Raw genomic sequence first — 25,272 nt, 5'->3', positions numbered from 1 at the left:
CGCTGCGTCAGGCGCCGCCGTCGTTGCCGGCAGCTCCTTCCGTTCCTTCCACCTCGTCGTCGCTATTGGGCGATGTGGTGGCGGTCAACGGCAGGCTGAGGACAAGTTCGTCGCTGTCGCGCTGGAGATCGCCACCCGCGGCGCGTGCTTCGGCGCGGGCGAGGCGCAGCGCGAAGCCGCTCCCGAACATGCCCGCGCTGATCGCATTCTGGCCGTTGGCGATCCCGCCCTCGAACAGCTTTTCGCCTTCGCGTTCGGCCAGGCGACGCGGAATCCCGGCCGAAAACTGGGCGGTGTCGCCCTGGACGGTGAGGCGCAAGGCGAGGAATTCGCCCGGGGCGGTCTCCCCCGCAAGCGTGCCGAGCAGGCGCCACGCCAGCCGTTCCCCGTCGCATCGCGACATCGCGATCGGGACCGGTGGCCGGGCGATCCGGCTCTTGAAGCCGCTGACCCGCGGCTGGGTGTAGGTCGCGAGCTGGTCGAGCGTCTGCGAGATCGTGGTCGACAGGTCGCATCCCTCGCCCGCGAGATCGATCTCGCCCCCGGTCAGCCGGGCGAACAATTCGAGCTCCTCGAACCCGGCCATCATCGCCGCACTGTCCGAGGCGATGGTCGCGGCGAAGGCGCGATAGGTGTGCGGGACGTCGCCGAAGATCTGCTGCTGGATCGATTCGGCGAACCCCTGGATCGCGTTGACCGGCGTGCGCAGCTCGTGGAGCAGCTGGCGCAGCTTTTCGGCGCGCTTGGTCGCGCGGGTGACGACCTTGCCCGGGCGGCGCAGGCGCCCGCGGAAATGCATGAAGCGACCGCCATCGGGATCGAACACCGGCATCGCGTCGAGCCGCCACCGGCCCGCGACCGCCGGGGCGCCCGAGATGTCGAGCATCTCGTCCACGATCGGCAGGCGGCGGCGCACGCTGCGCCCGATCCGCTCGCTCGCGCCCGACAGCGAATAGCCGACCAGCATCGGGGCGACCGAACGCGGCGCGTCGACGATCCGGCCGACCCGATCGGTGGTGAAATCGATCGCGGTGATGCGGGTCTCTTCGCCCTGCATCTCGTCGAGCGGCAGGCGCGGCGCAGCGGGGGCCGAACGGTCCGCGCCATCTCCCGCATCCTCGCGGTTCTTGCGGAAGCTCTCGATCCGCTTGACCAGCTCGCCGATATTCTGCGCCGGGTCCGGCCTCACCGGTGCGAGCGGGATGGGCTCCTCCCGGGGCGCGGGTTGGGCGGGCGCGGGTTCGGCAGGAGCGGGACGCGGGGCCTCGGCTTGCGGCTCGGGCGCGGCTTCCTCGTCGATCGGGTCGTCGAGTTCGAGCGGCTCGTCCTCGGGTTCCTCGTCGAGGCCCAGCGCGGCGGGGGTTATGAACGGCGGCGGCGGGATGTCGGCGAGCTGCAATCCGCGCGTTTCCGCCGCGGTCGTGCCTGGCCCGGGCTCGTTCTCTCCTTCTGGCGCGGCAGGTGGTGGCGGCAGCGCCGGAGCCTCGGCCTCGACCCCGATCCGGGCGAGCCGTTCGCTGACTTGCCGCGACAGGCCCGAGCGCCCGCGCAAATGGTCGCGAACCTCTGGCGGGATCGTCGGAATCAGCGCGAGCCATTGGGCATCGTCGAGCCGCGCTCCACGCATCGCGGGGCGCGCGATCTCGGGCTCGTGCAGCGCGAGCATCGACAGCAGGCGCGGCGTCTCGATGCGGTAGCCGGTTTCGGTAATGACCTGCGCCCGCTGCTCGACCGGCAGCTTCTGGCTCAGCTCGGCCAGCAGGACGTAGGCCTCGTCGAGCCGTGCCGAATCGATCCGCTCGGCATGCTTCTGCGCGAGGATGTCGATCAGCTGGCGAAATTGGGTCAGCCGCGCGGCATCGCTGCGCAGGGGCGTGCGCATCACCGTGTCGAGGCGGTCGTCGAAATGCATTCGCGGTTTCAGCGTGGTCCTTGCGATCAAATCTGGCGCATATCCACGCCTTCGCGTCGATTATGCAACGCCGCGGGTTATCATGAGGTTTCCATCGGACGGATCGTTCACTTGCCGACGTAGCAATGCGGGACGTTAACCTTGACGAGCGCTAATATTATTGCTGGAAATTGTTCGAAAGCGCGTTTATGTGTCGCCGCCGTGTAATAGGGGGAATCGTGCATGACCAAGCCGGTCACCAATCTCGATCCAATCGATCGCCAGTTATTGTCCGAATTGCAGGACAACGGACGGATCACGAATGTCGCGCTGGCCGAAAAGGTCGGGCTGACGGCGCCGCCGTGCCTGCGCCGCGTGCGCGCACTCGAGAATGCGGGCGTGATTCGCGGTTACCATGCCGATCTCGATCCGGGCACGCTGGGCTACGGCATCACCGTGTTCGCGATGGTCAGCCTGAAGAGCCAGTCCGAAGAAGCGTTGCAAGCGTTCGAGAGCCATGTCGGCGCACTGCCCGAAGTGCGCGAGTGCCACATGCTCAATGGCGAGATCGACTATATCCTCAAGGTGGTGAGCGAAGACCTCCAGACCTTCCAGAGCTTTCTCACCGGCTACCTCGTCAACGCCCCCAACGTGGCGAGCGTGAAGACCAGCCTGACGATCCGGACCACCAAGCACGAACCGGGCGTGCCGCTGGATTGAGGCGGCTCTCCCCCTGGAGGGGGACTCTCTCGGCTAGCCCTCGCGCTCCTTGAGCCACTCCTCGAGCCACTTGATCGAATAGTCGCCGGTCAGCACGTCGGGCTGGTTGAGCAGTTCCTGGTGCAGCGGGACCGAGTGCTTGACGCCTTCGATCACCATTTCCTCGAGCGCGCGCTTCAGGCGCATGATGCACTTGTCTCTGGAGCGACCGTAGACGATCAGCTTGGCGATCATGCTGTCGTAATAGGGCGGGATCGAATAGCCGGCATAGAGACCGCTATCGACGCGCACATGCATGCCGCCGGCCGGGTGGTAATGCGTGACCTTGCCCGGCGAAGGGGCGAAGGTGAACGGGTCCTCGGCATTGATCCGACACTCGATCGCGTGGCCGCGGAACTCGATCTCGTCCTGCGTGTGCGACAGCTCCTTGCCCGCGGCGATGCGGATCTGTTCGCGCACCAGGTCGACCCCCGTGATCGCCTCTGTCACCGGGTGTTCGACCTGCAGCCGGGTGTTCATCTCGATGAAGTAGAACTCGCCGTCTTCCCACAGGAATTCGATCGTGCCGGCGCCTCGATAGGCCATGTCGCGCATCGCCTTCGAGCAGACTTCGCCCATGCGCGCGCGCTCGGCATCGGTGATGACGGGCGAAGGCGCCTCTTCCAGCACTTTCTGGTGGCGGCGTTGGAGCGAGCAGTCGCGTTCGCCCAGATGGATCGCATTGCCGTTGCCGTCGCCGAACACCTGGAATTCGATGTGGCGCGGATTGCCGAGATACTTTTCGATATAGACGGTGGCGTCGCCGAAGGCGGCCTTGGCCTCGCTCCCGGCCTGCTTCATCAGCGTCTCGAGCTTGCTCTCTTCCTCGCAGACTTTCATCCCGCGTCCGCCGCCGCCCGATGCGGCCTTGATGATGACGGGATAGCCGATCTCGGCGGCGATCTTCTTCGCCTCGTCGTAGTCGGAGACGGCGCCGTCGGAGCCCGGGACCAATGGCAGGCCCAGCTCGCCCGCGGTCTTCTTCGCCTGCACCTTGTCACCCATCGTGCGGATATGTTCGGGCTTGGGCCCGATCCAGGTGATGTCGTGCGCCTCGACGATCTCGGCGAACTTGGCGTTCTCGGACAGGAAACCATAGCCCGGATGGATCGCATCCGCCCCGGCGATCTCGGCTGCGGAAATGATGTTGGCGACGTTGAGATAGCTGTCGGTCGCGGGCGGCGGGCCGATACACACCGCGTGGTCGGCCAGGCGCACATGCATCGCGTCGGCGTCGGCGGTGGAGTGCACTGCTACCGTCTCGATGCCCATCTCGTGCGCGGCGCGGTGGATGCGCAGCGCGATTTCGCCGCGATTGGCGATCAGGATGCGGGTAACGGACATAATCGCTTACTCGACGACGGCGAGCGGCTGGTCGAACTCGACCGGCTGGGCATTGTCGACCAGCAGCTGCTTGACGGTACCCGATGCGGGCGCGGTGATCGGGTTCATGACCTTCATCGCCTCTACGATCAGCAGCGTGTCGCCGGCTTCGACCTTGTCGCCGACCTTGACGAAATTGTCCGCCCCGGGCTCGGGCGCGAGGTAGACTGTGCCGACCATCGGCGACTTGATCGCGTGCGCGGGGGCCCCATCGGTGGCCGGCGCGGGCGCGTCGCTCGCCGCCGGGGCGGAAGAGGGCGCGAGTGCAGGTGCCGGGGCTGGCGCGGCGAAGTGCTGCGGGGCCGCGGCGACCATGCCGCCGCGCGATACCTTGATCTTGCGTTCGCCGTCCTCGACCTCGATTTCGGTCAGGCCGGTTTCACCCAGCAATTCCGCGAGTTCGCGGACGAGTTTGCTGTCGATATTCATGCCGCTCTGCTTGGAGTTCGCCATGTATGTCCCTGTTTGCTGCGATAGGATGCTGCGATAGGCGGGGCGCTATGCGCCGTGCGCGCCGTGCTGGCAAGAGGGGCGAGCCGGATCGTGCCCGATGGAGGGTTAGAATTCCGCTACGGAATCCAGCGCTTCGAGATAGGAGCGCGCGCCTTTCCCGGCGAAGGAGGCGCGCGCCGCCATGCCGACATAGGAGCGATGGCGGAATTCCTCGCGCTTTGCCGGGTCGGACAGGTGGACCTCGATCACCGGGGTTTCGATAGCGCGGATCGCGTCGTGCAGCGCGATCGAGGTGTGGGTGTAGCCGCCCGCATTGAGCAGCACCGCCTTAGCCCCCTCGGCCTGCGCCTCGTGCAGCCAGTCGATCAGGTGGCCCTCGTGATTGGTCTGGCGGACCTCGATTTCGAGCCCCAGCTCGCGCGCCCGGTCCTCGAGCATCCCGGCAATATCGTCGAGCGTGTCCGAGCCGTAGATTTCCGGTTCGCGCAGGCCGAGCAGGTTCAGATTGGGTCCGTTGAGGACGTAGACGAGGTTGGTCATGCGGTCCCTTATCCCGATCGCCGCGAAAGCAACAGGGGCAGCGCCGAAAGCTCGATCTCCGGTCGTTCCATATCGGATCGGCGCTACCCTGATCCCGAGCTTGCCAGACGAAACATCGGTGATCCGGTCGCTTTCTGCCGAATGAAGCGGATCTGGCGGTGCCTTCCCGATCCGAAATGGTTCGATCTCGTCTGGCGGGCGATGCGAGACGAAATAGGGTGGCCGGGCAGGTGGCGACGATGCCTGCAGGCACGGGGGATGGGGCATGAGATTTGGCATTTGCCTAATGGCATTGGCGCTGGCCGGCTGTTCGACCGATCGAGCATTGCTGGAATTGCAGCGCGATCGGCTGCTGCAGATCGAGCAACAGGCATTGTCGATCAGGGGCGGTGTCGAACAGGGCAGTTTCGACCCGACGCGCTACGACCTCTATCTTACGCTGGATGCCGATGTCTTCACCCGCCTGCTGGAAGGGGTTGAGGGCAATACCGTCGAGGTGGTCGCGTCGAACCGCCCGATCGAGCTGACCGTCGACAAGGTCGAAATGACCTTCCGCCCGGGCAGCCCGGAAATCGAATTGGCGGCGAAGGCACGCGATGTCGGCAGCGGATTGATTGCGGAGCTGGAAATGGACAGCCGACTCGTGATCGAAGGCGATCCTGCCCGGCCCGACGAATTGCTGGCCCGGATTGTCGCGACCCGTATCGTGCCGCGGGTCCGCTGGGGTCCGTTCGAATTCACCAAGCGCAAGTTCGTGCGATCGCTGCTGTCGCTGGAGGCCGCGCGCTTTACCGAGAGGCTGCCTGCCGCCCGGCTCCCGCTGGCCCGCGAATTCGCCTTCGGCAAGCCTGCGAATTCGGTGGATTCGGGGCAGATCAAGACGACCCGTGACAGCTGGATACGCGGCAACCTGTCGTTTCCCTCAACGGAAATCCGGGGGCGGTTCGTGGTTCACAACGTCCTGTTCCTCGAAAACGGGATCCATTTATTCGCCAATGTGGAGGGGATTTGAGATGTCTGGACGGTTGATGGTCCTCACCTTGTCGCTCGCGCCGGTGCTGGGCGGCTGTGCTTCCACCGGCGGCCTCGAGCGCGAAATCGCGAGTATCGAAACCCGGGTCCAGTCGGTCGAACGGGAGATCACGGAGGCGACGGCGGATATCGGGGGCGCTGGCAAGGATATCAGGGCCCGAATGCGCTACCGGCCGCTCGTCAGTTGGGCGGAGAGCTTTTCGGCACGCCCGGGCGATCAGCGGACGATAGAATTTCGCCAGACCTCACGCGACGGCGACGTGTACGAGGTCGAGCACGAATGCCGGTTCACCATTCCCGGCGGCTGGCGTCGACGCGACGGCAAGCGCGCATGGGTCCATGAGGCCAATTCGACCAAGGTCGATCTCGAGATCGGCCGCTTTGCGATCGATCCGACCAAACAGGGCCTCGATTTGCGCACCGACCTGAAAATCGACGGGCGAACCCAGGTCGCCGGCAATTACCGGGTCGCCTGCGGACCAAGCGTGGGCGGGAATATCGGGATCACGGCCACTGCGCGCCCTTCGATCCTGACCCGGGTGACCTTCATCGAGGGACCCGACGGCCTTCCCCGCTATCGCATCGCGTTGGTCTCGCCCGATCGGATCGGGCTGGAAATGCGCGGGCATTTCCAATGGTTCACCGTCGGGTTCACGATCCCCTTCGAGAAACTGGCGCGGGAGATCGCGCAGGGCGAATTGAACCTGCTGTTCGCGAAGGATGGGGAGATCGTCCTGCCGGACGGACAGACCCGCACCTATCGGCTTGCGACGATCGAGCCCGGGGTTGCGACATCGACCGAAGGGATGATGTTCGAGACCGACCTCGTCGTCGAGGTCGAACAACCCCGGTAACGTCCGGCCGTCGGCAAAAAACCCGCCGCGCGCCGGACGGGCGGTTGGTCGCCCCGCGGCGACGGTTCGGCGGATTGCAGGTGCCTGTCGATCGACCCACGCATAATCGGCTCCGGACAACCACGGAGTTCGGTCGATGAAGCCGATTGCCAGTTCCGCCGCGCTCGTCGCGCTCGCCGCCTGCACCTCGATTTCCGCGCAAACCGTCCCGGTCGAGCCGACCGCCTACCGCTGCACCACAGTGCCCTGGCTCGAAGCCGGCAAGCCGCTGGTGCGCGCCAGCGTGAACGGACGCGAACTGACCTTCCTGGTCGATACGGGTGCCGAATATGATGGCTGGATCAAGCCGGAAATCGCGCAGGAACTGGGCCTGCCGGTCGTCGGTTCGGTCCCTTCGGAAGGCGAGGACGACCCGACCGGCGGTGTGCCGTTCTACGGCGCGGCGTCGTTCACGCTCGGCGCGATCACCTTCAGCGATCGGCGACTGGGTGAAATGCCCGAGATCGGCCCGAAGGGGCAGATGTTCGACGGGATCATCGGCAACGGACTCTTCGCCGAGATGCAGGCGGCGTTCGACTACGAGCGCGGAGTCCTGCAGGCGACCGATCTAAAGCTCGACAAGGGGAGCACGGTTCCCTTCGACAAATACGGCATCCCCGTCCTGACGCTCGATATCGGCGGCGTGCCCGCCGAGGTGCATCTCGATACCGGCAATTTGGCGAGCCGGCTGTTCGTCACCGCCGAAACCGCCGGCAAGCTCGCGATCGTGGGCGAGCCCGAGGTGAAGGGCCGCGCGATGACCGTATCTGGCGCGTTCGAAGTGATCGAAGGCCGCCTCGCCGGCGCCGTCCGATACGGCGATACGACCTTGCCGATCACCGCCGTGCGGTGGCCGGGGGCCTACGATTCGGGGCAGCTCGGGTCGCAGGGGCTGGCCGGGCAGACCGTCCGCGTCGACTGGCGCAGCAAGCGGGTGTCGATTATGCCCGAAGCCGATGCCCCGACCTGCGATTGAGCGCGGACCGAGGCGGGGGCGCTAGCGCTCGACGCCCTTGACCTTCCCCCACTGGCGGGCGGCCGTGTAACCGAGATAGCCGGTGCCGAAGAGCGCGTAGAGCTCGTCGGGAAGGCCGCGCAGGTAGGCGGCGATGCCGTTGCCGATATCGAGCGCGATGCGCGCATCGAAGGCGCTGAGGATCCCCATCGGCAGCGCGAACAGGATCAGCGTGTACATCACGTAGAGGAAGGACGGGCGCGCGCGGCTGGTCCAGGGATCGCGCGAACTGGCCTCGGCGACGATCGCCTCCAGCCGCGCGCGCACTAGGTCCATCTCCTGCGTCCCCTCGAGCTTGATAAGTTCGAGCTTGGCGCGTTCGCGCGCTTCCTTGTCGGGGATGACCTTGTCGATGATGGCGGCGATCGGACCGATCAGCGATTCGATGATACCCATGGTGCTGCTCCTGAAATGCAAAAGCGCACCAGATAACCAAAACGGTTCATGTAGGAAAACTATTTAACCGTCAGACCACGCCATAGGCGAGCATCGCGTCGGCGACCTTCTTGAACCCGGCGATGTTCGCGCCCCTGGCGTAATCCACGCTGCCGTCGTCCCGTTCGCCGTAGGCGGCGCATTTGTCGTGGATGTCGCACATGAGCGAGGTGAGCATCCGGTCGAGCTTCTCGCTCTCCCAGCTGACGCGCTCGGCGTTCTGGCTCATCTCGAGGCCCGACACCGCGACCCCGCCGGCATTGGCGGCCTTGGCCGGTGCGAAAATCAGCCCGGCATCGCGAAAGCGGTCGGTGGCCGCTGTGGTGCTCGGCATGTTGGCGCCCTCGCAGATCGCGACCGCGCCGTTCTCGATCAGCGTCTTGGCGTCGTTTTCGTCGAGCTCGTTCTGCGTCGCGCAGGGTAGCGCCAGGTCGCATGCTACGTTCCACGGGTTCTCCCCCTCGTGGAAGCTCGCGCCCTTGAATTGGTCGACATATTCGGACATCCGCCCGCGCCGTTCGAGCTTGAGGTCGAACACGAAGTCGAGCTTGGCGTCGTCGAACCCGTCGGGATCGTGGATGTAGCCGTCCGAATCGGACAGCGTGACCACCTTCGCACCCTCGCTCACCAGCTTGCGCGCGGCGTGGAGCGCGACGTTGCCCGAGCCGGAGATCACCGCGGTCTTGCCGTCGAGCCCGTCCTTCGCCTGTTCGAGCGCGGCGCGCAGGAAATAGATCGCGCCGTAGCCGGTCGCCTCGGGCCGCAATTCGGAGCCGCCATAGTCGAGCGCCTTGCCGGTGAGCGCGCCTTCCCAGCGATTGGTGAGCCGCTTGTACTGACCGAACAGGTAGCCGATCTCGCGCGAGCCGACGCCGATATCGCCCGCCGGCACGTCGGTATGCGGCCCGATATGGCGGAACAGCTCGGTCATGTAGCTCTGGCAGAACCGCATCACCTCGGCGTCGGACTTGCCCTTGGGGTTGAAGTTCGCGCCGCCCTTGCCGCCGCCCAGCGGCAGCCCGGTGAGCGAGTTCTTGAAGGTCTGCTCGAAGGCGAGGAACTTCAGCACGCTTTCGTTGACCGATTCGTCGAACCGCAAGCCGCCCTTGTAGGGGCCGATCGCGTTGTTGTTCTGCACCCGCCACCCGCGCTCGACCCGGATATTGTGCTCGTCGTCCTCCCAGCACACGCGGAACGATACGATCCGGTCGGGCTCGGCGATCCGGCGCAGGATCTCGGCCTCGTGATATTCGGGCTTGTCCGCGATCCAGCCCCAGATGTCGTGCGCGACTTCGTGCACCGCCTGGACGAATTCGTCCTGTCCCGGATTACGCTCGCGCAGCCCCTCCATGAAGGTTTCCAGCTTCGGCGCGGTCTTGCTCATTCCCGGTTCCTCGTTCGCTTTTTTGCCCACACAACGCGTCAGGTGGATGGCGGGTCCGGAAAGCGTGCAAGGTCGCGCGCACGCGCCTTCGGCTGGGATAATGACGAGACAGGAATAAGGGAGGGGGAGGGTTCCGATGGTCGGGACGACTGGATTCGAACCAGCGACCCCCACACCCCCAGTGTGGTGCGCTACCAGACTGCGCTACGTCCCGACCTGGAACGAGCGCGCCTCTAGACCGGGTCGTTCGCCTTTTCAAGCGCCGCTTCTCGACGCGTGTGTCAGCGCGTTGCAGGCGATTGGCAATGCTGCTAGTCGCGGCCCACGAAATTTCGCCGGGACGGGGCTTGGCAGGGGATGGCGTGCCACCCACATCCCTGCTCGACCGCTTCGGCGTCCAACCCGACTAGAACTGAGCCAGGGAGCCCAGCCTTCATGCTTTCCGATCAATTGTCGCTGCTCGTGGCCACCGCCGGTGCTGCGGGCGATCCGCCCTGGTACGTCGCGGCGGTGCCGTGGATCCTGATGTTCGGCATCCTGTGGTTCTTCATCCTGCGCCCGCAGATGAAGAAGCAGAAGGCGCATTACGACAAGGTCAGCTCGATCAAGAAGGGCGACAAGGTCGTCACCGCCGGCGGGCTCGTCGGCAAGGTTATCAAGGTCGACGACGACTACGTCGATATCGATCTCGGCGGCGGCACGAAGGTGAAGGCGGTGCGCAACACCATCGCCGACATCGTGCCCCCGGGCGGCGCCAAAGCTGCGAACGACTAAGGGACGGACCGAAGAATGCTCGATTTTCCCCAGTGGAGGCGCATCTGGCTATGGGGGCTGACGCTCGTCGCATGCCTCGCCGCGGTGCCCAGTTTCTTCGCGCTTACCGGGCAGGATTATCCCGATCCGCTCAAGGCCACCTACGACCAGTCGGTCAATCTCGGCCTCGACCTTGCCGGCGGTAGCCACATCCTGCTCGAGGCGGAGCGCAGCCAGGTCGCCGCGCAGCGTCTCGAGACAATGGAGGAAAGCGTGACCGCCGAGATGCGGCGCGCCGATCCGCGCATCCGCATCGGCGACGTCTCGCGTCGTGACGGGCGGCTCAGCTTCATGATCGAAAACCCGGTCGACGTCGACCGGGCGCGAGACCTGATCGAGCCACTCACTACCGGCGCGGGCCTCACCGGCCAGCGCGACTGGACGATCCGCGTGGTCGACGGCCAGCGCATGATCCTGACGCCGACCGAGGCGGGGATGGACATGGCGGTCAATAACGCGATGGAAACCGCGGTGGAGGTCGTGCGCAAGCGTATCGACGCGCTCGGCACGCGCGAGCCGACGATCATCCGCCAGGGCGACAACCGCATCGTCGTGCAGGTCCCCGGCCTGCAGGACCCGGGCGAATTGAAGGCACTGCTCGGGCAGACCGCGAGCCTCGAATTCAAGCTCGTCGACGTCGAGGCCTCGGCCGCAGACACGCAGGCCGGCATCGCCCGTCCGGGCAGCCAGATCCTCCCCGGCGCACCGGGCAGCGATTACGAAGGCGCGACGCTCGCCGTGCGCCGTCTCGGCGGGATCAAGGGCGACACGCTCACCGATGCGCGCCAGAGCTTCGATCCGCAGACCAACGAACCGGTGGTCAACATCACCTTCGACAGCTCGGGCGGCCAGCGCTTCGCCAAGCTGACGCGCGAAAACGTCAACCGGCCATTCGCGATCATCCTCGACGACCAGGTGCTGTCGGCTCCGAACATCAACGAACCGATCCTCGGCGGGACGGCGCAGATCTCGGGCGGGTTTACCGTCGAAAGCGCCAACAACCTCGCGATCTCGCTCCGCTCCGGCGCGCTGCCGGTCGATCTCGCGATCGTCGAGGAACGCACCGTTGGTCCCGACCTCGGCCAGGATTCGATCGAATCGGGTATCCTCGCGATGGGAATCGGGTCGCTGCTCGTGATCTTGCTGATGGTCGTCACCTATGGCCGCTTCGGGATGTATTCGACTGTCGCTCTCGCGATCAACGTGGTGATGATCCTCGGCATCATGGCGATCCTCAACACCACGCTCACGCTGCCCGGCATCGCCGGCTTCGTCCTGACAATCGGTGCCGCGGTGGACGCCAACGTGCTTATCAACGAGCGTATCCGGGAGGAGCGCAAGCGAGGGAGGCGCGTCGTCGCTGCGGTCGAGAACGGCTACAAGGAAGCGAGCCGTGCGATCTACGATGCCAACGTCACGAACTTCATCGCCGGCGTGCTGTTGTTCCTGTTCGGCTCTGGCCCGGTGCGCGGCTTCGCCGTCGTGCTCGTGATCGGCCTCTTCACCAGCGTCTTCACGGCCGTCGTCCTCACCCGCATGTGGGTGGCGATGTGGCTGCGCAAGAAGCGCCCCAGCGACCTGCATATTTAAGGAGGACGGCCCCATGAAACTGCTCAAGCTCGTCCCCGACGACACGAACATCAAATTCCTGAAATACCGCATCCCGTTCTACGTGGTCAGCGTGCTGCTGATCGTCGCGAGCTGGGCGCTGGTCGCTACGAATGGCCTCAATTACGGGGTCGATTTCGCCGGCGGCCAGGAAGTGCGCGCGACCTTCACCGAAAGCGCCGAGGCCCCGGTGGCCGAGGTGCGCGAAACGGTGGGATCGCTCGGCTACGGCTCGCCCGTCGTCCAGCGCTTCGGCGAGCCCAACCAGGTCTCGATCCGCGTCCGGCTGCCCGACGAAGTCGCGGAGGACAAGGAGGCGGCGCAGCGCATCGCCAACGAAGTGGTCGGCTCGCTCGAGAGCGAGTTCTCCGATTTCAGGCTCGACGGCAACGACAACGTTTCGGGCAAAGTCTCGGGCGAGTTCTTCACCCAGGCGCAGCTCGCGTTGCTGGTCGCGATGCTGGCGATCGCGCTCTACATCTGGATCCGTTTCGAATGGCAGTTCGGCGTGGGCGCGTTGTTCGCACTGTTCCACGACGTCTCGCTGACGCTGGGGATGTTCGCGATCTTCCAGATGGAGTTCAATCTGACGACCATCGCCGCGATCCTCGCGATCATCGGCTATTCGCTCAACGACACGATCGTCGTCTACGACCGCATTCGCGAAAACCTGAAGAAGTATCGCAAGATGCCGATCCCCGAACTGCTCGACCTCTCGGTCAACGAGACGCTGGCGCGGACGGTGATGACCTCGCTGACGCTGCTGGTTGCGCTGCTGCCGCTCCTGCTGTTCGGACCCGAGGCGTTGTTCGGCCTCACCGCCGCGATCTTCCTCGGCATCTTCGTGGGTACCTACAGCTCGGTCTACATGGCCGCGCCGATCCTGATCTGGCTGGGGGTCGATTCGCACAGCTTCGTGCCGGAGGAAACCGAGCTCGACCGGCAGGAAAAGGCTGCGCGCCACCTCGGCTAGGCGCGTCGCGCGATCAGCTCATCGTAATGGCGGGCCAGTGCTTCGGCATGGGCCCGCCAGTCGAATTGCTCGACGGTTTCCGCTACCTCGCGGCGCGTGTACCGGTCCAGCAGCACCGCGCGGATACCCTGTGCGATCGCCTCGGGCGTGCGCTCGACGATGCGTCCGGCAGATCTGCTGCGCACGACCTCGCGCGCGCCGCCGACATTGGGGATGACGATCGGCGTGCCGCAGGCGAGCGCCTCGATCCAGGCATTGGCGAGCCCTTCGCGCTGCGAGGGCAGCACCAAGACTTCGGCGGCCGACAGCAGCACCGGTAGCTGGTCGTGCGATACCCCTCCGAGGAAATGGACCCGATCGGCTACCCCCTCATCCTGCGCGAGCCTTGCCAGCGCGTCGCGCCGATCGCCGGTGCCGAGCAGGGCGAGATGGCCCCGTTCGAGCAGCCCGAGCGCGCGGATCGATAGATCGTGACCCTTGACCGGCAGCAGCGCGCCCACCCCGAGCAATAGCGGCTCGTCGTCGGGCATAGCCAAGCCGAACTCCTCGGCGATCATCCGCCGCATCGAATCGTGGTCGAGCGGGCGGAACAGGTCGCGATCGAGACCGGTATAATGCACCCCGATCTCACGCCTTGTTAGAGCGAGGCCCTGCATGTCGCGCGCCAGCGCCAGGCTCACCGCGAGCACCCCTGCGGCGCGATCGAGCGTGGTGCGGATCGCCTTCTTGCTGTGCCCGCCGAGCCCCCAGTAATGCACGTCCGTGCCGCGCGCCTTGACCGAGAAGGGCAGGCCGAGCCGCTCGGCGAGGCCGGCCACTGCCGGTCCGTCGGGAAACAGGAATTGCGCGTCGAGCAGGTCGAACGGGCGTTCGGCATGGAGCCGCTCGGCGATCGGCAGAACCGACCGCCGGATCGCCCACGGATTGATCCGCGCGCCGACCTTGGGAATCAGCGGGAAGGTCGGGCGCAGCACCCGCACACCGCCGTCCACGCTGTCGACCGCAGCTTCCTTCAGTTCGGCATATTCACCCAGCGCCACCGGCGGGACACCGATCGGGTTGATGACCGTGACTTCCCATTCGGTGTACTTCGCCAGCGCTTCCATCGAGCGCGCGACGAACGCGCCGAAGCGCGGACGGTGGGTGTTGGGATAGAGGGTGGAGACGGTGAGGACGCGCTTCACAGCTTGCGGACCACCATTTCGGCGAGCGCGAGCCAGGGCGGACTGTCGATCACGATCTGGCGCTCGCCCGCGCCGGGCGGGAGCAGGCCGATGCGGCTGCCCTGGCGGTCGATCAGCCGGCCGAAAGCGTAACGCCCGCCCTTGCGCGGAACGAGCACGTCGCGATTGACCGCGCGCTGCGCCTCGTCGGGGTCGATCTGCCGCATCCAGAGCTGGTCGCCCGCGCGATATTCACCCTGGCTGGTCTCGATTGCGAGCACCATCAGCGCGCCGCCTCCTCCGAGGTCGGTTGGCAGGATCGCGTCGCGCTGGCTGGCGATTGCTTCGGCCCCGCCGTCGGTAAGCCGGGCGACGATCTGCGGATGCGCGGCCTGTTCGGACCGGACGAGCGTTTCGGGCTCGACTCCCAGCGCGGCAGCGATCCGGTCCATCCACTTGATCGAGAGGTTGCGCATGCCGGTTTCGAGCCGGCCGATCGTCTGTGCCGTGGTCGGCGGATCGCAGGCTTCCGCGACTTCGGCGAGCGTCAGGCCCTTGTCCTTGCGAATGGCGCGGATGCGGTTGATCATATGGCGGCCTTCCGATCAGATACGGTTTCTTTTTGGCGTTATTATACTTGACATACCCAGCATGTCTGGTAGGTTAGTTTCATACCAAGGAGCTAACCAATGTCGAACATTTCCGCCCCTCATTTCCATGACGAGGAAAAGGCATATGAGTATGTCGAGGAACGGCTTTGGCCGAACGGCGCGGTGTGCCCGCACTGTGGCGGCGTTGATCGCGTCGGCAAGCTGAAAGGCAAGACCACCCGCACCGGTCTGTGGAAGTGCTACCAGTGCCGTAAGCCGTTCACCGTCAAGATCGGCACCATTTTCGAAGACAGCAAGGTTCCGATGCACAAGTGGCTTCAGGCCATGTATCTGGTCGCTGGCAGCAAGAAGGGCATTTCCAGCAACCAGCTTCACCGCATCCTTGGCGTTACTCTCAAGACCGCTTGGTTCATGTCGCACCGCATCCGCGAGGCAATGCGCGATGCCGATATGGATATTTTCGGCGACGAGGGCGGCGATGTGCAAGCCGACGAAACCTACATCGGCCAGAAGAAGGGCAAAGTACGCGCTCGCGGTATCGGTCACAAGATGCGCGTCGTGTCGCTGCTCGACAAGCGCACCGGCAAGGTCCGCTCGATCGACGCCAACAGCATGGCGAAGGACGAGGTTGCCAATATTGTCCGCGAGAACGTCTCGCGCGAAGCCACCCTCGTTACCGACGAAGCGGTGTTTTACCGCGCCGTGGGCCGCGAATATCAGGGCCACAAGACCGTGTTCCACGGCATCGGCAACTATGTGAACCGTGGTAGCACCACCAACGACATCGAGGGCTTTTTCAGCATCTTCAAGCGCGGGATGCGGGGCGTGTATCAGTTCTGCTCCGAGAAGCATCTGCACCGCTATCTCGCGGAGTTTGACTTCCGCTACAGCAACCGCTCTGCTCTCGGTATCGAGGACACCGAACGCGCCGACAATCTGTTGCGCGGTGTGGTCGGCAAGCGTCTCACTTACGAAACAGCTTCTGCGAGGGCGTGATGCCGAAGAAAAAGCACAAAGAGACGCAAGCCGAGCAAAGCGCCAGGTTCAAGGCCGAGGTCGAAAAAATGATCGCCGCTGGCGAACTAAGCCCCACCGACGCCGAAGAGGCGCTTGATTCGTTGGTGCGTCAATCTTCAAAGTAGGGCCATGTTATGATGCCCCACTTTTAGGACGTTGATGGTCACTTCTATATCTAGGTGGACCTCATGCTGGTGTTCGCTGCGAGGGATCAACAATCGGTCAGTTTCAATGTCGAGCCGAGTGACCAATTCGTCGCCCTCCATAAGGCACCAAAGATGATCTTCAGGCGGTGGCGCGCGCTCCTGCTCATCACCGCTCGGCATACGCAGCGCGTCCAATAGGCACTTCATCCTACCGTCTATATCCCCGCCTTGGGTAAGGAGCTTCCCCGGCTCGTCTTGTCGGAGAAAAAGCACCGAGAGCTCGCAGGATAGCGACAAAGACTCTCGGACAAGAGGCAAGTAGGACTTGCCTCGGACCGCCAAGGGCCCCGCCAAATGTTCATACTCACTAGGATATTGTTCAGCCAGCTGCCGAGGCGATAGGCCATGTCCTATGCGCTGAGTGCCGACACCTTCACGCTTTACAACCGCAGTCTCACGGAGAACGGAGAGAGCATGGTGCGTTTCCCATAGATATTTCAACTGCGGTGAAATCTCACGCCTAATTCTCATTACATCTTCTGGCTTTGCCTTATTGCCAGACGACGGGAGCTGCCCGTGGTAGATGAGATGAAAGCGCATAACTTCCCTCGCGGATTGTGGGTGACTAGCGGTCATCTAGCACCCCCCGCGAGGCTTGGGTATGCCTCGTATAATAACGCCTTCTTCTTTCCTACAATGTAACCGATTTGGCAAGTCGATTGCGAAGGAGATTCGCATGAAGAGAGTGCTGGCCGAACGCGAACTGACGAATGAAGGTGCGACCCGCAACAGACCGCGCCGCGGACGCCGCAGCGCGACCGTCAACCTCGCCGAATCGCCGCTGACCTGGCTTCATGCGCGCGGCCACCTGAGCGACCGGCAATTCGAGGCGGGTGAGCGGTTGCGCGCCGATTACGAGCGCGCGCAGCTGGCGCCGGGAGTGACGATGCGGTGGGATCCGGTCCGCATAAGGGGGACGGCTTCGGATCGCGAACTCCATCCGACCGAACGCCAGCTGGCGGCGAAGGCGCGCTTCGACGGCGCCATGGCGGCGGCGGGCAGCGGGTTGTCGGACGTGCTGTGGAGCGTGGCCTGCGCGGGCGAAGGGCTACCGGCGGCCGAAAAGGCGCTCGCCTGGCCCGCGCGCAGCGGCAAGCTGGTGCTCAAATTCGCGCTCGACCGGGTCGCCGGGTTTTATCGCGTTTCCTGATCGGCGCGCTTCTTCGCCAGGCGCGCCTTGTCCTCGCCCGACAGGCGGGTGCCGATCGCGATCGTGAGCGTGACGTAGATCGCGATCATTAGCGCTCCGCAGGCGGCGACGATGCCGTCCCACAGGCTGAAGCCGCGCCATTGCGGCACGTCGGTGCCGAACACGATCATGCAGATCGTGACGAGGATGAAGGCGATGCGGATCTCGGTCGGACCGAGGCCGCCATGCGAGAGATGGAACTCGCCGGTGACCTTGGCGAGCAGGAAGGTGTGGATTGAAACGAGGTAGTAGCCGGCGAGCGTCAGCAGCGCGATCTCGAGCTTCACGAACGGGCTGAGCCCCAATCCGCCGAGAATCAGCAGCCCGGCGAGCATGTCCGAGCTGTGGTCGATGAAGAAGCCGTAATTGGGTCGTTCGATGCTGCGATGGCGCGCAATGCTGCCGTCGAGCGAATCGCCGAACCAGTGGACTACGAACAGGCCGATCGCGACCCACAGCAGCGCCGGTTCGCTCTCGGCGAAAACGTAGCACAGCCCGATCCCCACCGCGGCGAGGATCGCGAGCAGGGTCAGCTTGTCGGGTGTGACCCATCGGGGCAGCCGCGTGCACAGCCAGTCGAGCGCCGCGCGTTCGGCGCGGGTAACCAGCGTATGCTGGATCCGTTCGATCTCGTCGGGTTCGTCCCGTGACACGTTCATGACAGCGCCTATCGCGGAGTGGTGCTGCGGGTGCAAGCTATTGGCCCGTTCGCGGCAATGGTTTAGGCAGAATGGATGAAGGCTCCCGACCGAATTGGCCTTGCAGGCAAGACACGAGGTCGTCTGTACCTCGGCTTTGGATGGCTGGTCTTCCTCTCGGTGTTCTTCGGAATGCCGCTCGGAGCAGCGGTTGCGATCATCTTAGCCTTGGTGATTTGGCAGTTCTTCTTTGATCCTGTCGATGTGAGAGGCGAAAGAAGATTTCTCGGATGGAAGTCTGAAAAATCGAAACCATTCGTAGGAAGCATCGTCGGAAAGAAGATCAACGAGGAATAGATTCTAGCCCTCGACCCGTTCGGCGAGGTCGAGCCAGCGTTCCTCGGCGGCTTCCTTCTCGGCGCGGGCGGTGCCGATGCCCTTGCTCACGCGCTCGAACCTGGCCGGATCGCTCGAAAAGAGGTCGGGATCGGAAAGGATCTCCTCGCCGCGCGCGATCGCCTTTTCCAGCTCGGCGATGCGATCGGGCAGCAGCTCGTAATCGCGCTGGTCCTTGTAGCTGAGCTTGCCCGGCGGGGGAGGCGGCGGCGGTGGCGGCGGTGGCGCGGTCTTCTTCTTCGACCGCGCGGTGTTGTCGGTGCGAACCTTCCGCTTCTTCTCCCAGTCGGCATAGCCGCCCGCGACCACGTCGACATCACCGCTCCCGTCGAGGCCGAGCGTGAGCGTGACGGTGCGGTCGAGGAAATCGCGATCGTGGCTGACGATCAGCACGGTGCCCTCGTAATCGGCGATCACTTCCTGCAGCAGGTCGAGCGTTTCGAGATCGAGGTCGTTGGTCGGCTCGTCGAGCACCAGCAGGTTGGAGATGCGGGCGAATTCGCGCGCCAGCAACAGGCGCGACTGTTCGCCGCCCGACAGCGTACCGACCTTGGCATCGACGAGGCCGGGATCGAACAGGAATTCCTTCAAGTAGCCCTGCACGTGCTTGCGGTTGCCGCGCACGTCGATCCAGTCGCCGCCCTCGGCGAGCACCTGCCTTACCGTCTTGTCGGGCGAGAGAAGGGCGCGCTGCTGGTCGATCATCACGCCGTTCAGGGTCTTCGACAGCGTGACCGTGCCCTCGTCGGGCTCCATCTCGCCGGTCAGCAGCTTCAGGAGTGTCGTCTTGCCCGCGCCGTTGGCGCCGACGATGCCGATCCGGTCGCCGCGCTGCACGCGCAGGTCGAAATTGCGAATGATCGTGCGCTGTTCGCCATCGGGCGTCTCGAAGCGCTTGGCGACTCCCTCGGCGACGATCACCGCCTTGGTCTTGCTGTCGTCGGCCTCGATCGCGAGCTTGGCGGTGCCCTTGGGCGCGAGCATGGCGGCGCGCTGCGCGCGCATCTGCCACAGTTTCTCGAGCCGCCCCTGGTTGCGCTTGCGCCGCGCGGTGACCCCGCGTTCGAGCCAGTGCGCCTCGATCTTCAACTTGGCGTCGAGCTTGTCGGCCGCGCGCGCCTCCTCGGCATAGACCTGCTCGATCCAGGCATCGTAGCCGCCGAAGCCGATTTCCTTGCGCCGCAGCGAGCCGCGGTCGAGCCACAACGTGGCGCGGGTCAGGCGCTCGAGGAAGGTGCGGTCGTGGCTGATCACGAGGAACGCGCCCTTGTAGCGCTGGAGCCAGCTTTCGAGCCAGTCGATCGCACCGAGATCGAGATGGTTGGTCGGCTCGTCGAGCAGCAGTACGTCGGGGTCTTGTGCCAGCGCGCGGGCGATCGCCGCGCGGCGCTTCTCGCCACCCGAGGCCGTCTTTGCATCGCGGCTCATGTCGATGCCGAGCTGTCCGGCGATCGCCTCGACCTCGAACGGCTGCGGCGCGTCATCGCCGTGCAGCGCGAAGTCCATCAACGTGTCGTGCGGGCCGAAGTCGGGCTCCTGCTCGAGCATCACCACGCGGGTGTGCGGCTGGATCGTCCGCTTGCCGTGATCGGCCTCGATCTGGTCGGCGACCAGCTTCATCAGCGTGGTCTTGCCCGCGCCGTTGCGGCCGATCAGCGCGAGCCGATCGCGCGGCCCGACATGGAGGTCGATATCGCGGAACAGCCAGCTGCCGCCCTGCTGGAGCGACAGTCCTTCCCAGGACAAGATCGGTGGTTCGGCCATAGGCCGCGCCGCTTAGGCGAGGCGCGGGGAGGGAGCAAGCGCGCTCAGTCGGTCGCGACCGCTCGCTCCGCCTTCTGCTCCTCGACCATCCGCGCCACATCCTCGAGCAGGGCGGGCGCATCGAACACCACGCCGTCCTTGATCGTCCAGCGCACGCCGCCGATGGTCTCGATTTCGTTGGTTTCGCGGTTCAGGCGGTCGTGGCCGGTGCCGTAGAGCACTTTCAGGTTCGCCAGCGGGTTCTCGGGCACGATCACGAGGTCGGCCAGCTTGCCGACCGCGATCCGGCCCATCGGCGGCTCCTCGCCGCGCGCATCGTAGATCTCGCGCGCGCCGTTCAATGTCGCGGCCTTGATCACTTCGAGCGGAGTGAGCCCTGCCTCGCGCAGCATTTCGAGCTCGCCGATATAGGCGAAGCCCCAGGTCTGGTAGATATAGCCCGGGTCTGATCCCGCGGTGACGCGTCCGCCGCGATCGTGGAAATCCTTCGTCAGCTCCATCCACTTGACGAAGAAGTGCCGCCACGCGACCTCCTGCTCGGTGCCCCAATCGTGGTAATAGCTGCCGTGATTGGTCAGGCTCGGCTGGTAGAAATCCATCAGCGAGGGCAGCGTGTAGCGGGTGTGCCAGTCGAGATTGCGCGCACGCATCACGTCGCGGCTGGCGACGTAGATGTTGAAGGTCGGGCTCAGCGTCACGCCGCTTTCGACGAGCAAGTCGACATAGTCGTCCCATGTCTCGCTGCCTGGCTCGACCGCGTTGTAGCCGCGCAATGCGACTTCGCCGAAGCGCGACTGCTCGTCGCGGTAATTGTAGTCCGCCGGGTAGGGCGCGAGCTGGCCCTCGCGCGGGATGCTCTCGAAATGGCCGTAGAAATGGGTGATCCCGTCCATGCCCAATTCGACCGCGCGTTTGGCGGTGACTTCGCCGAGACCGCGCTGGCCCAGATGGGCGACCGAGCCGAGGCCTTGCGCTTCGGCTTCGTCGAGCGCGGCTTCGAGCACGAGCGGGGTCTCGTTGTTGAAGAACTTGATGCCCCAATATCCGCGCTCCTTGATCCAGCGGACCCATTCGCGCGCCTTTTCGGGGGTGTCGGGCGTGCCACGATCCCATTTCGATCCGAAAACGGCATAGGGATAGAGCCGCGGCGCGGTGATCGTGTTCGCGGCGCTGCGGCGGGTCATGTCGAGATCGGTCAGGTCGCCGGCGAAAGACACTCCGCGCACGCTGGTTACGCCGTGCGCGAGCCACAGCTTGAACCCGTAGGAGGGCTGCGGCGCCTTGTCCGGATCGCCGTTATGGCCGTGGACGTCGACGAAACCGGGGAGGACGTACATGCCCTTGGCATCGATCACCCGCGCGCCTGCATAGGCCTCGTCGGCTCGGTCGCTGCCCGCGATCGCGGTGATGCGATTGCCTTCGATCACGATATCGACCGGGCCTTCGGGCGGCGCGCCCGAGCCCTCGATCATCATCGCACCCTTCACGATCAGCTTTTCGAACGGGCCTTCGCCTTCGCCCGCCTGGCGATCGGGGATCGGCTGCATCTGGGCAAGGGCGGCCCCGCTCCAGGCGAGCGCGGCGAAGGTCAGGAGCAGGCGGCGGATCGTGCGAAAGGTCGTCATGCCCGCCTGCCTAACCAAGCGTCGAGCCGATGGAAAGCGGAACGCGCGCATTCACTCGCGCGTAATTCGGCCTCGTGCAGGATCGCTGCAATATCAAGGAGACACGCCCATGTTGCGCTTTGCCATTCCGTTTCTCGCCGCCACCGCCTTCACCGCCACCATTGCGGCACCGGCGCAGGCCGGCGAAATCCAGATCCAGGTATCCAACCCGGTGGTCGAGCTCTCGGTCAACGAGATCGTCCGCTCTGCTCCCGACGTGGCGCAGATCGGCGCTGGCGTGCAGACGCAGGCACCGACCGCGCGCGAAGCCCTGGAGCAGAACTCGGCCGCGATGGAGCGGATCGTCGCACGGCTGCGCGCGCTCGGGATCGAGCGCAAGGATATCCAGACCGCCAATTTCAACCTCAACCCGCAATACCGTTACGACCGCGAGAACGAACAGCAGGTCTTCACCGGCTACATGGTCAACAACAACGTGCAGGTGATGCTGCGCGATCTCGACCGTGCGGGCGAGGTGCTCGACGCGCTGGTGAGTGCGGGCGCGAACAACATCTACGGGCCGAATTTCATGCTCGAGGACGATGTGGAGGCCAAGGCGACCGCGCGCCGCCGGGCGTTCGAGCGCGGCCTGCGTCAGGCCGAGGAATTCGCGCGGATGGCGGGCTATTCCGGCGTGCGCCTGCTCGAAGTGTCCGAAAGCTTCCAGGGCTACGGCCCGGGACCGCAGCCGCAGATGGCGGTGCGCACCGCCGAAGCTTCGGCCGATGCCAAGGTCCCGGTCGAACCGGGCGAAGTCGCGACCGGGGTAACGCTGGGGCTCAAATACGAGATGACTCGCTAGCGCGACTGTACCTGAACGGGACGGTGGCAGTGGTATTCACTGGTCATTCAAGCCTCGCCCGATAGGACGCTTGCATCATGTTTCGCATTCTCGGTCTTTCCCTCGCGCTGACGCTCGCGCTGCCTTCGGCGGCGCAGGCGCAGTCGCGCGACGAGCAGGTCGAGGCGCGCAAGGAAATGCGAGCCGGCCGCCAGCTCACGCTCGATGAAATCCATCGCCGCGTGGTCCCCCAGTTCGAGCGCAAGGGGATGGAATACATCACCTTCGAATGGGACAATTCGGCCAAGGTATACCGCCTGAAATTCTTCGACGACCGGCAGGTGGTGTGGGTCGATGTCGACGCCCGCACGGGGCGCGTGCTGCGCATCCGCAGGTAGTTTGCGGCTGAGGACGCCGATGTCGCTCGCATTGACCATTGATCCGCAAACCTCCATCTGCGCCTCTGAACACAAGCCCAACCGGGGAATTGCAAGACCCATGCGGATCCTGATCGTCGAGGACGAGCCCACGCTCGGCCAGCAGTTGAAATCCACGCTCGAAGGCAATGGCTATGCCGTCGACCTGTCGACCGATGGCGAGGACGGCCATTTCCTCGGCAGCACCGAGGATTACGATGCCGTGATCCTCGATCTCGGCCTGCCCGAGATCGACGGGCTCACCGTGCTCGGCATGTGGCGCAAGGAAGGGCGCAAGTTCCCGGTCCTCGTGCTCACCGCGCGGGACAGCTGGTCGGACAAGGTCGCCGGCCTCGATGCCGGGGCCGACGATTACCTCGCCAAGCCGTTCCAGACCGAAGAACTCATCGCCCGCCTGCGCGCGCTCATCCGCCGCGCCTCGGGCAATACCTCGCCCGAACTGGTCGCCGGCGACGTGCGGCTCGACACCCGCTCGGGGCGCGTCACGCTCGACGGCGAACCGGTCAAGCTGACCGCGCAGGAATACAAGCTGCTCGCCTACCTGATGCACCACAAGGGCAAGGTGGTCAGCCGCACCGAGCTGATCGAGCATATCTACGACCAGGATTTCGACCGCGATTCGAACACGATCGAGGTCTTCGTAACCCGCATCCGCAAGAAGCTGGGTGCGGACGTCATCACGACCATCCGTGGCCTCGGATACAGCCTCGACGATCCCGCCGACGCGCCCCGGGCCTCGTGATCCGAGCGATCCTGCCGCGGCGGTAACGCCGACGGGCGAGGAGGCGCGGATCGAGGCCGAGGCGGCGGCGTCGGGGGCACCCGATCGCGACAAGCCCGTCGAACACACCGGCTCGCTCGGCCGGCGGATGATGCTGATCGCGGCGGGGTGGATCACGATCCTGCTGCTGGTCGGCGGTCTCGCGCTCGACCGCACCATCACCAATCTGCTCGAGCGCAATCTCGACGAACGATTGAACTACATCCTCACCTCGATGGTCGGCTCGGCCGAAATCGATGCCGAGGGCGACGTCTGGTTCAACCGCGTGCTCGGCGACCAGCGATTCCTCGAACCCAATAGCGGGCTCTACTGGCAGATCGACGGGACCGACAAGGAACCCTGGCCCTCGCGCTCGCTGTGGGACCGCACGCTGACCCTGCGCAGCGATCATACCCAGGCCGAGCCGGTCTATTACAACAGCGATCAGTTCGAGGGCGAGAGGCTCCGCATCGTCGAGCGGTCGACCACGCTGCCCGGCAGCGCCAGCGACTGGACCTTCGCGGTCGCCGCCGACCGCGCCGAGCTCGAGGCCGAGATCGCCGAGATCCGCTCGATCCTGTTCTGGTCGTTCATCATCCTTGGTTTCGGGCTGGTCCTGCTAGCCTGGCTGCAGGTCTATTACGGCCTGTCCCCACTGCGGCGCGTGCGGCGTGCGATCCAGCGCATGCGCGGGGGCGACGAGCACCGCGTCACCGAGCCGCTCCCGCTCGAAGTCCAGCCGATGGTGACCGAATTGAACGGGTTGCTCGCGCATTCGGAAAAGCAGGCCGAGGAAGCGCGCATGCATGCGGGCAATCTCGCGCATGCGCTCAAGACCCCGCTGACCGTGCTGGTAAACGCGGCGACCGCGCGCGATCCCGACCTCTCCAAGCTGGTCCACCGAGAGACCCGCGTGATGCAACGGCAGGTCGAGCACCACCTGGCCCGCGCCCGCGCGGTCGGGCGGCGCGCCACCGGCCTGTCGCGCGCCGCGGTCTGGCCGAGTGCCGAAAGCGTGTTGCGCGCGGTGACCCGGCTTTACGAGGACACCCGCTTCGACCTCGACGGCAACAAGCAGGCGCTGGTCGCGATCGAGCGGCAGGATCTCGACGAAATCCTCGGCAATCTGATCGAGAACGCCGCCAAGTATGGCGGCGGTTCGGTCTTCGTCACGGTCGACGCGCAGCCCGACGATCCCGATTTCTGCGACATCTGGATCGAGGATGACGGGCTCGGCATCCCCGAAAAGGACCGCATCCGGATCTTCGATCGCGGCGCGAGGCTAGACACCGGCAAGCCCGGCACCGGCCTCGGCCTCGCGATCGTGCGCGACGTGGCGGAGATCTACGGCGGCGGCGCCGAGCTGCTCGAGAGCGAGGACCTCGGCGGCCTGCACGTGGTCCTTCGCCTGCCCCGCTCGAAGAATGCGCGCGACGACTGATCTGGTCGCTTTTTTCCGCGCCGGGG

Annotated in this window: 26 protein-coding genes and 1 tRNA gene; 15 read left to right on the top strand and 12 right to left on the bottom strand. The window is 65.1% G+C overall.

Translation table 11 applies throughout. From position 1 onward, the window contains the following. Nucleotides 1-7 precede the first annotated feature (7 nt). The gene (locus tag IEW49_RS07595; RefSeq protein WP_188642102.1) at nucleotides 8-1,912 is read right to left on the bottom strand and encodes a sensor histidine kinase; all 1,905 of its coding nucleotides are present in this window, start codon (nucleotides 1,910-1,912) and stop codon (nucleotides 8-10) included. A 222-nt stretch (nucleotides 1,913-2,134) separates the two neighbouring features. Between IEW49_RS07595 and IEW49_RS07590 the strand changes: the two genes are divergently transcribed. After that, entirely contained in the window at nucleotides 2,135-2,611 is a 477-nt protein-coding gene (locus IEW49_RS07590; protein WP_188642101.1) for an Lrp/AsnC family transcriptional regulator, read from the top strand. A gap of 33 nt (nucleotides 2,612-2,644) precedes the next feature. Here the strand turns inward: IEW49_RS07590 and accC are convergent, their stop codons facing one another. From accC to IEW49_RS07575, 3 genes are all read right to left on the bottom strand, one after another. After that, nucleotides 2,645-3,994 (bottom strand): acetyl-CoA carboxylase biotin carboxylase subunit, encoded by a 1,350-nt coding sequence (accC, locus tag IEW49_RS07585; protein WP_188642100.1) that lies wholly within the window; start codon nucleotides 3,992-3,994, stop codon nucleotides 2,645-2,647. 6 nt (nucleotides 3,995-4,000) lie between these two features. Next, on the bottom strand, nucleotides 4,001-4,462 hold the full coding sequence (accB, locus tag IEW49_RS07580) for an acetyl-CoA carboxylase biotin carboxyl carrier protein (RefSeq protein WP_188643143.1): 462 nt from the start codon (nucleotides 4,460-4,462) through the stop codon (nucleotides 4,001-4,003). A 129-nt stretch (nucleotides 4,463-4,591) separates the two neighbouring features. Next, nucleotides 4,592-5,026 (bottom strand): type II 3-dehydroquinate dehydratase, encoded by a 435-nt coding sequence (locus IEW49_RS07575; RefSeq protein WP_188642099.1) that lies wholly within the window; start codon nucleotides 5,024-5,026, stop codon nucleotides 4,592-4,594. Between the two features lie 265 nt (nucleotides 5,027-5,291). On the opposite strand from IEW49_RS07575, the gene IEW49_RS07570 reads away from it, so the two are divergent. The 3 genes from IEW49_RS07570 to IEW49_RS07560 all read left to right on the top strand — a co-directional run bounded on the left by IEW49_RS07570 (nucleotide 5,292) and on the right by IEW49_RS07560 (nucleotide 7,927). Continuing rightward, nucleotides 5,292-6,038, top strand: a complete 747-nt coding sequence (locus IEW49_RS07570; RefSeq protein WP_188642098.1) for a hypothetical protein — start codon at nucleotides 5,292-5,294, stop codon at nucleotides 6,036-6,038. A 1-nt stretch (nucleotide 6,039) separates the two neighbouring features. Continuing rightward, a complete protein-coding gene (locus IEW49_RS07565; RefSeq protein ID WP_188642097.1) occupies nucleotides 6,040-6,912 on the top strand; it encodes a hypothetical protein in 873 nt (290 codons plus the stop codon). Between the two features lie 136 nt (nucleotides 6,913-7,048). Continuing rightward, nucleotides 7,049-7,927, top strand: a complete 879-nt coding sequence (locus IEW49_RS07560) for a pepsin/retropepsin-like aspartic protease family protein (protein WP_188642096.1) — start codon at nucleotides 7,049-7,051, stop codon at nucleotides 7,925-7,927. A 21-nt stretch (nucleotides 7,928-7,948) separates the two neighbouring features. Here the strand turns inward: IEW49_RS07560 and IEW49_RS07555 are convergent, their stop codons facing one another. The 3 genes from IEW49_RS07555 to IEW49_RS07545 all read right to left on the bottom strand — a co-directional run bounded on the left by IEW49_RS07555 (nucleotide 7,949) and on the right by IEW49_RS07545 (nucleotide 9,999). After that, nucleotides 7,949-8,362 carry a holin family protein gene (locus IEW49_RS07555; protein ID WP_188642095.1) on the bottom strand — a complete coding sequence of 138 codons (414 nt, stop codon included), beginning with the start codon at nucleotides 8,360-8,362 and terminating at the stop codon, nucleotides 7,949-7,951. Nucleotides 8,363-8,432: 70 nt separating this feature from the next. Beyond that, on the bottom strand, nucleotides 8,433-9,785 hold the full coding sequence (gene gdhA, locus IEW49_RS07550; RefSeq protein ID WP_188642094.1) for an NADP-specific glutamate dehydrogenase: 1,353 nt from the start codon (nucleotides 9,783-9,785) through the stop codon (nucleotides 8,433-8,435). A 137-nt stretch (nucleotides 9,786-9,922) separates the two neighbouring features. Further along, nucleotides 9,923-9,999 (bottom strand) — tRNA-Pro (locus IEW49_RS07545). 221 nt (nucleotides 10,000-10,220) lie between these two features. Between IEW49_RS07545 and yajC the strand changes: the two genes are divergently transcribed. From yajC to secF, 3 genes are read left to right on the top strand one after another with little or no spacing between them, the layout of a single operon-like run. Beyond that, on the top strand, nucleotides 10,221-10,559 hold the full coding sequence (gene yajC / locus IEW49_RS07540; RefSeq protein WP_188642093.1) for a preprotein translocase subunit YajC: 339 nt from the start codon (nucleotides 10,221-10,223) through the stop codon (nucleotides 10,557-10,559). Between the two features lie 15 nt (nucleotides 10,560-10,574). Then, the gene (gene secD / locus IEW49_RS07535; RefSeq protein WP_188642092.1) at nucleotides 10,575-12,188 is read left to right on the top strand and encodes a protein translocase subunit SecD; all 1,614 of its coding nucleotides are present in this window, start codon (nucleotides 10,575-10,577) and stop codon (nucleotides 12,186-12,188) included. 13 nt (nucleotides 12,189-12,201) lie between these two features. Continuing rightward, nucleotides 12,202-13,179 (top strand): protein translocase subunit SecF, encoded by a 978-nt coding sequence (gene secF / locus IEW49_RS07530; protein WP_188642091.1) that lies wholly within the window; start codon nucleotides 12,202-12,204, stop codon nucleotides 13,177-13,179. On the opposite strand, the gene IEW49_RS07525 is transcribed toward secF, so the two are convergent. Both IEW49_RS07525 and IEW49_RS07520 read right to left on the bottom strand, forming a co-directional pair. Further along, entirely contained in the window at nucleotides 13,176-14,363 is a 1,188-nt protein-coding gene (locus IEW49_RS07525) for a glycosyltransferase (protein WP_188642090.1), read from the bottom strand. The two genes, secF and IEW49_RS07525, sit on opposite strands and share 4 nt — an antisense overlap. After that, a complete protein-coding gene (locus IEW49_RS07520) occupies nucleotides 14,360-14,932 on the bottom strand; it encodes a helix-turn-helix domain-containing protein (protein ID WP_188642089.1) in 573 nt (190 codons plus the stop codon). The genes IEW49_RS07525 and IEW49_RS07520 overlap by 4 nt, the downstream gene beginning before the upstream one ends. A gap of 99 nt (nucleotides 14,933-15,031) precedes the next feature. Between IEW49_RS07520 and IEW49_RS07515 the strand changes: the two genes are divergently transcribed. The 3 genes from IEW49_RS07515 (at nucleotide 15,032) to IEW49_RS07505 (ending at nucleotide 17,326) form a co-directional block, all read left to right on the top strand. Beyond that, complete coding sequence (locus IEW49_RS07515) at nucleotides 15,032-15,949, top strand: IS1595 family transposase (protein WP_188642088.1); 918 nt, start codon at nucleotides 15,032-15,034, stop codon at nucleotides 15,947-15,949. Then, nucleotides 15,949-16,095, top strand: a complete 147-nt coding sequence (locus IEW49_RS07510) for a hypothetical protein (protein ID WP_188642087.1) — start codon at nucleotides 15,949-15,951, stop codon at nucleotides 16,093-16,095. The genes IEW49_RS07515 and IEW49_RS07510 overlap by 1 nt, the downstream gene beginning before the upstream one ends. A gap of 757 nt (nucleotides 16,096-16,852) precedes the next feature. Further along, nucleotides 16,853-17,326, top strand: a complete 474-nt coding sequence (locus IEW49_RS07505) for a DUF6456 domain-containing protein (RefSeq protein WP_188642086.1) — start codon at nucleotides 16,853-16,855, stop codon at nucleotides 17,324-17,326. Here IEW49_RS07505 and IEW49_RS07500 read toward each other — a convergent pair. Beyond that, entirely contained in the window at nucleotides 17,311-18,024 is a 714-nt protein-coding gene (locus IEW49_RS07500; protein WP_188642085.1) for a CDP-alcohol phosphatidyltransferase family protein, read from the bottom strand. The genes IEW49_RS07505 and IEW49_RS07500 overlap by 16 nt on opposite strands. Before the next feature lie 75 nt (nucleotides 18,025-18,099). On the opposite strand from IEW49_RS07500, the gene IEW49_RS07495 reads away from it, so the two are divergent. Continuing rightward, nucleotides 18,100-18,360, top strand: coding sequence for a hypothetical protein (locus IEW49_RS07495; RefSeq protein WP_188642084.1), 261 nt, complete (start codon nucleotides 18,100-18,102; stop codon nucleotides 18,358-18,360). A gap of 3 nt (nucleotides 18,361-18,363) precedes the next feature. Here IEW49_RS07495 and IEW49_RS07490 read toward each other — a convergent pair whose 3' ends face one another. Both IEW49_RS07490 and IEW49_RS07485 read right to left on the bottom strand, forming a co-directional pair. Then, nucleotides 18,364-20,163, bottom strand: coding sequence for an ABC-F family ATP-binding cassette domain-containing protein (locus tag IEW49_RS07490; RefSeq protein WP_188642083.1), 1,800 nt, complete (start codon nucleotides 20,161-20,163; stop codon nucleotides 18,364-18,366). Between the two features lie 44 nt (nucleotides 20,164-20,207). Continuing rightward, nucleotides 20,208-21,788, bottom strand: a complete 1,581-nt coding sequence (locus IEW49_RS07485) for an amidohydrolase family protein (RefSeq protein ID WP_188642082.1) — start codon at nucleotides 21,786-21,788, stop codon at nucleotides 20,208-20,210. A 109-nt stretch (nucleotides 21,789-21,897) separates the two neighbouring features. Here IEW49_RS07485 and IEW49_RS07480 point away from each other — a divergent pair, with 109 nt between their 5' ends. The 4 genes from IEW49_RS07480 (at nucleotide 21,898) to IEW49_RS07465 (ending at nucleotide 25,246) form a co-directional block, all read left to right on the top strand. Continuing rightward, nucleotides 21,898-22,629: an SIMPL domain-containing protein gene (locus IEW49_RS07480; protein WP_188642081.1), complete on the top strand. Its 732-nt coding sequence runs from the start codon at nucleotides 21,898-21,900 to the stop codon at nucleotides 22,627-22,629. A gap of 77 nt (nucleotides 22,630-22,706) precedes the next feature. Then, nucleotides 22,707-23,006, top strand: a complete 300-nt coding sequence (locus IEW49_RS07475; protein WP_188642080.1) for a PepSY domain-containing protein — start codon at nucleotides 22,707-22,709, stop codon at nucleotides 23,004-23,006. A 100-nt stretch (nucleotides 23,007-23,106) separates the two neighbouring features. Then, nucleotides 23,107-23,787 (top strand): response regulator transcription factor, encoded by a 681-nt coding sequence (locus tag IEW49_RS07470; RefSeq protein WP_188642079.1) that lies wholly within the window; start codon nucleotides 23,107-23,109, stop codon nucleotides 23,785-23,787. Continuing rightward, nucleotides 23,735-25,246, top strand: a complete 1,512-nt coding sequence (locus tag IEW49_RS07465; protein WP_373282488.1) for a sensor histidine kinase — start codon at nucleotides 23,735-23,737, stop codon at nucleotides 25,244-25,246. The genes IEW49_RS07470 and IEW49_RS07465 overlap by 53 nt, the downstream gene beginning before the upstream one ends. The last annotated feature ends 26 nt before the right edge of the window (nucleotides 25,247-25,272 follow it).

Origin of the sequence: Pseudoblastomonas marina (assembly GCF_014641655.1) — a bacterium.
GTDB classification, from domain to species: domain Bacteria; phylum Pseudomonadota; class Alphaproteobacteria; order Sphingomonadales; family Sphingomonadaceae; genus Alteriqipengyuania_A; species Alteriqipengyuania_A marina.
This window is presented reverse-complemented; position numbering and strand designations above follow the sequence as displayed.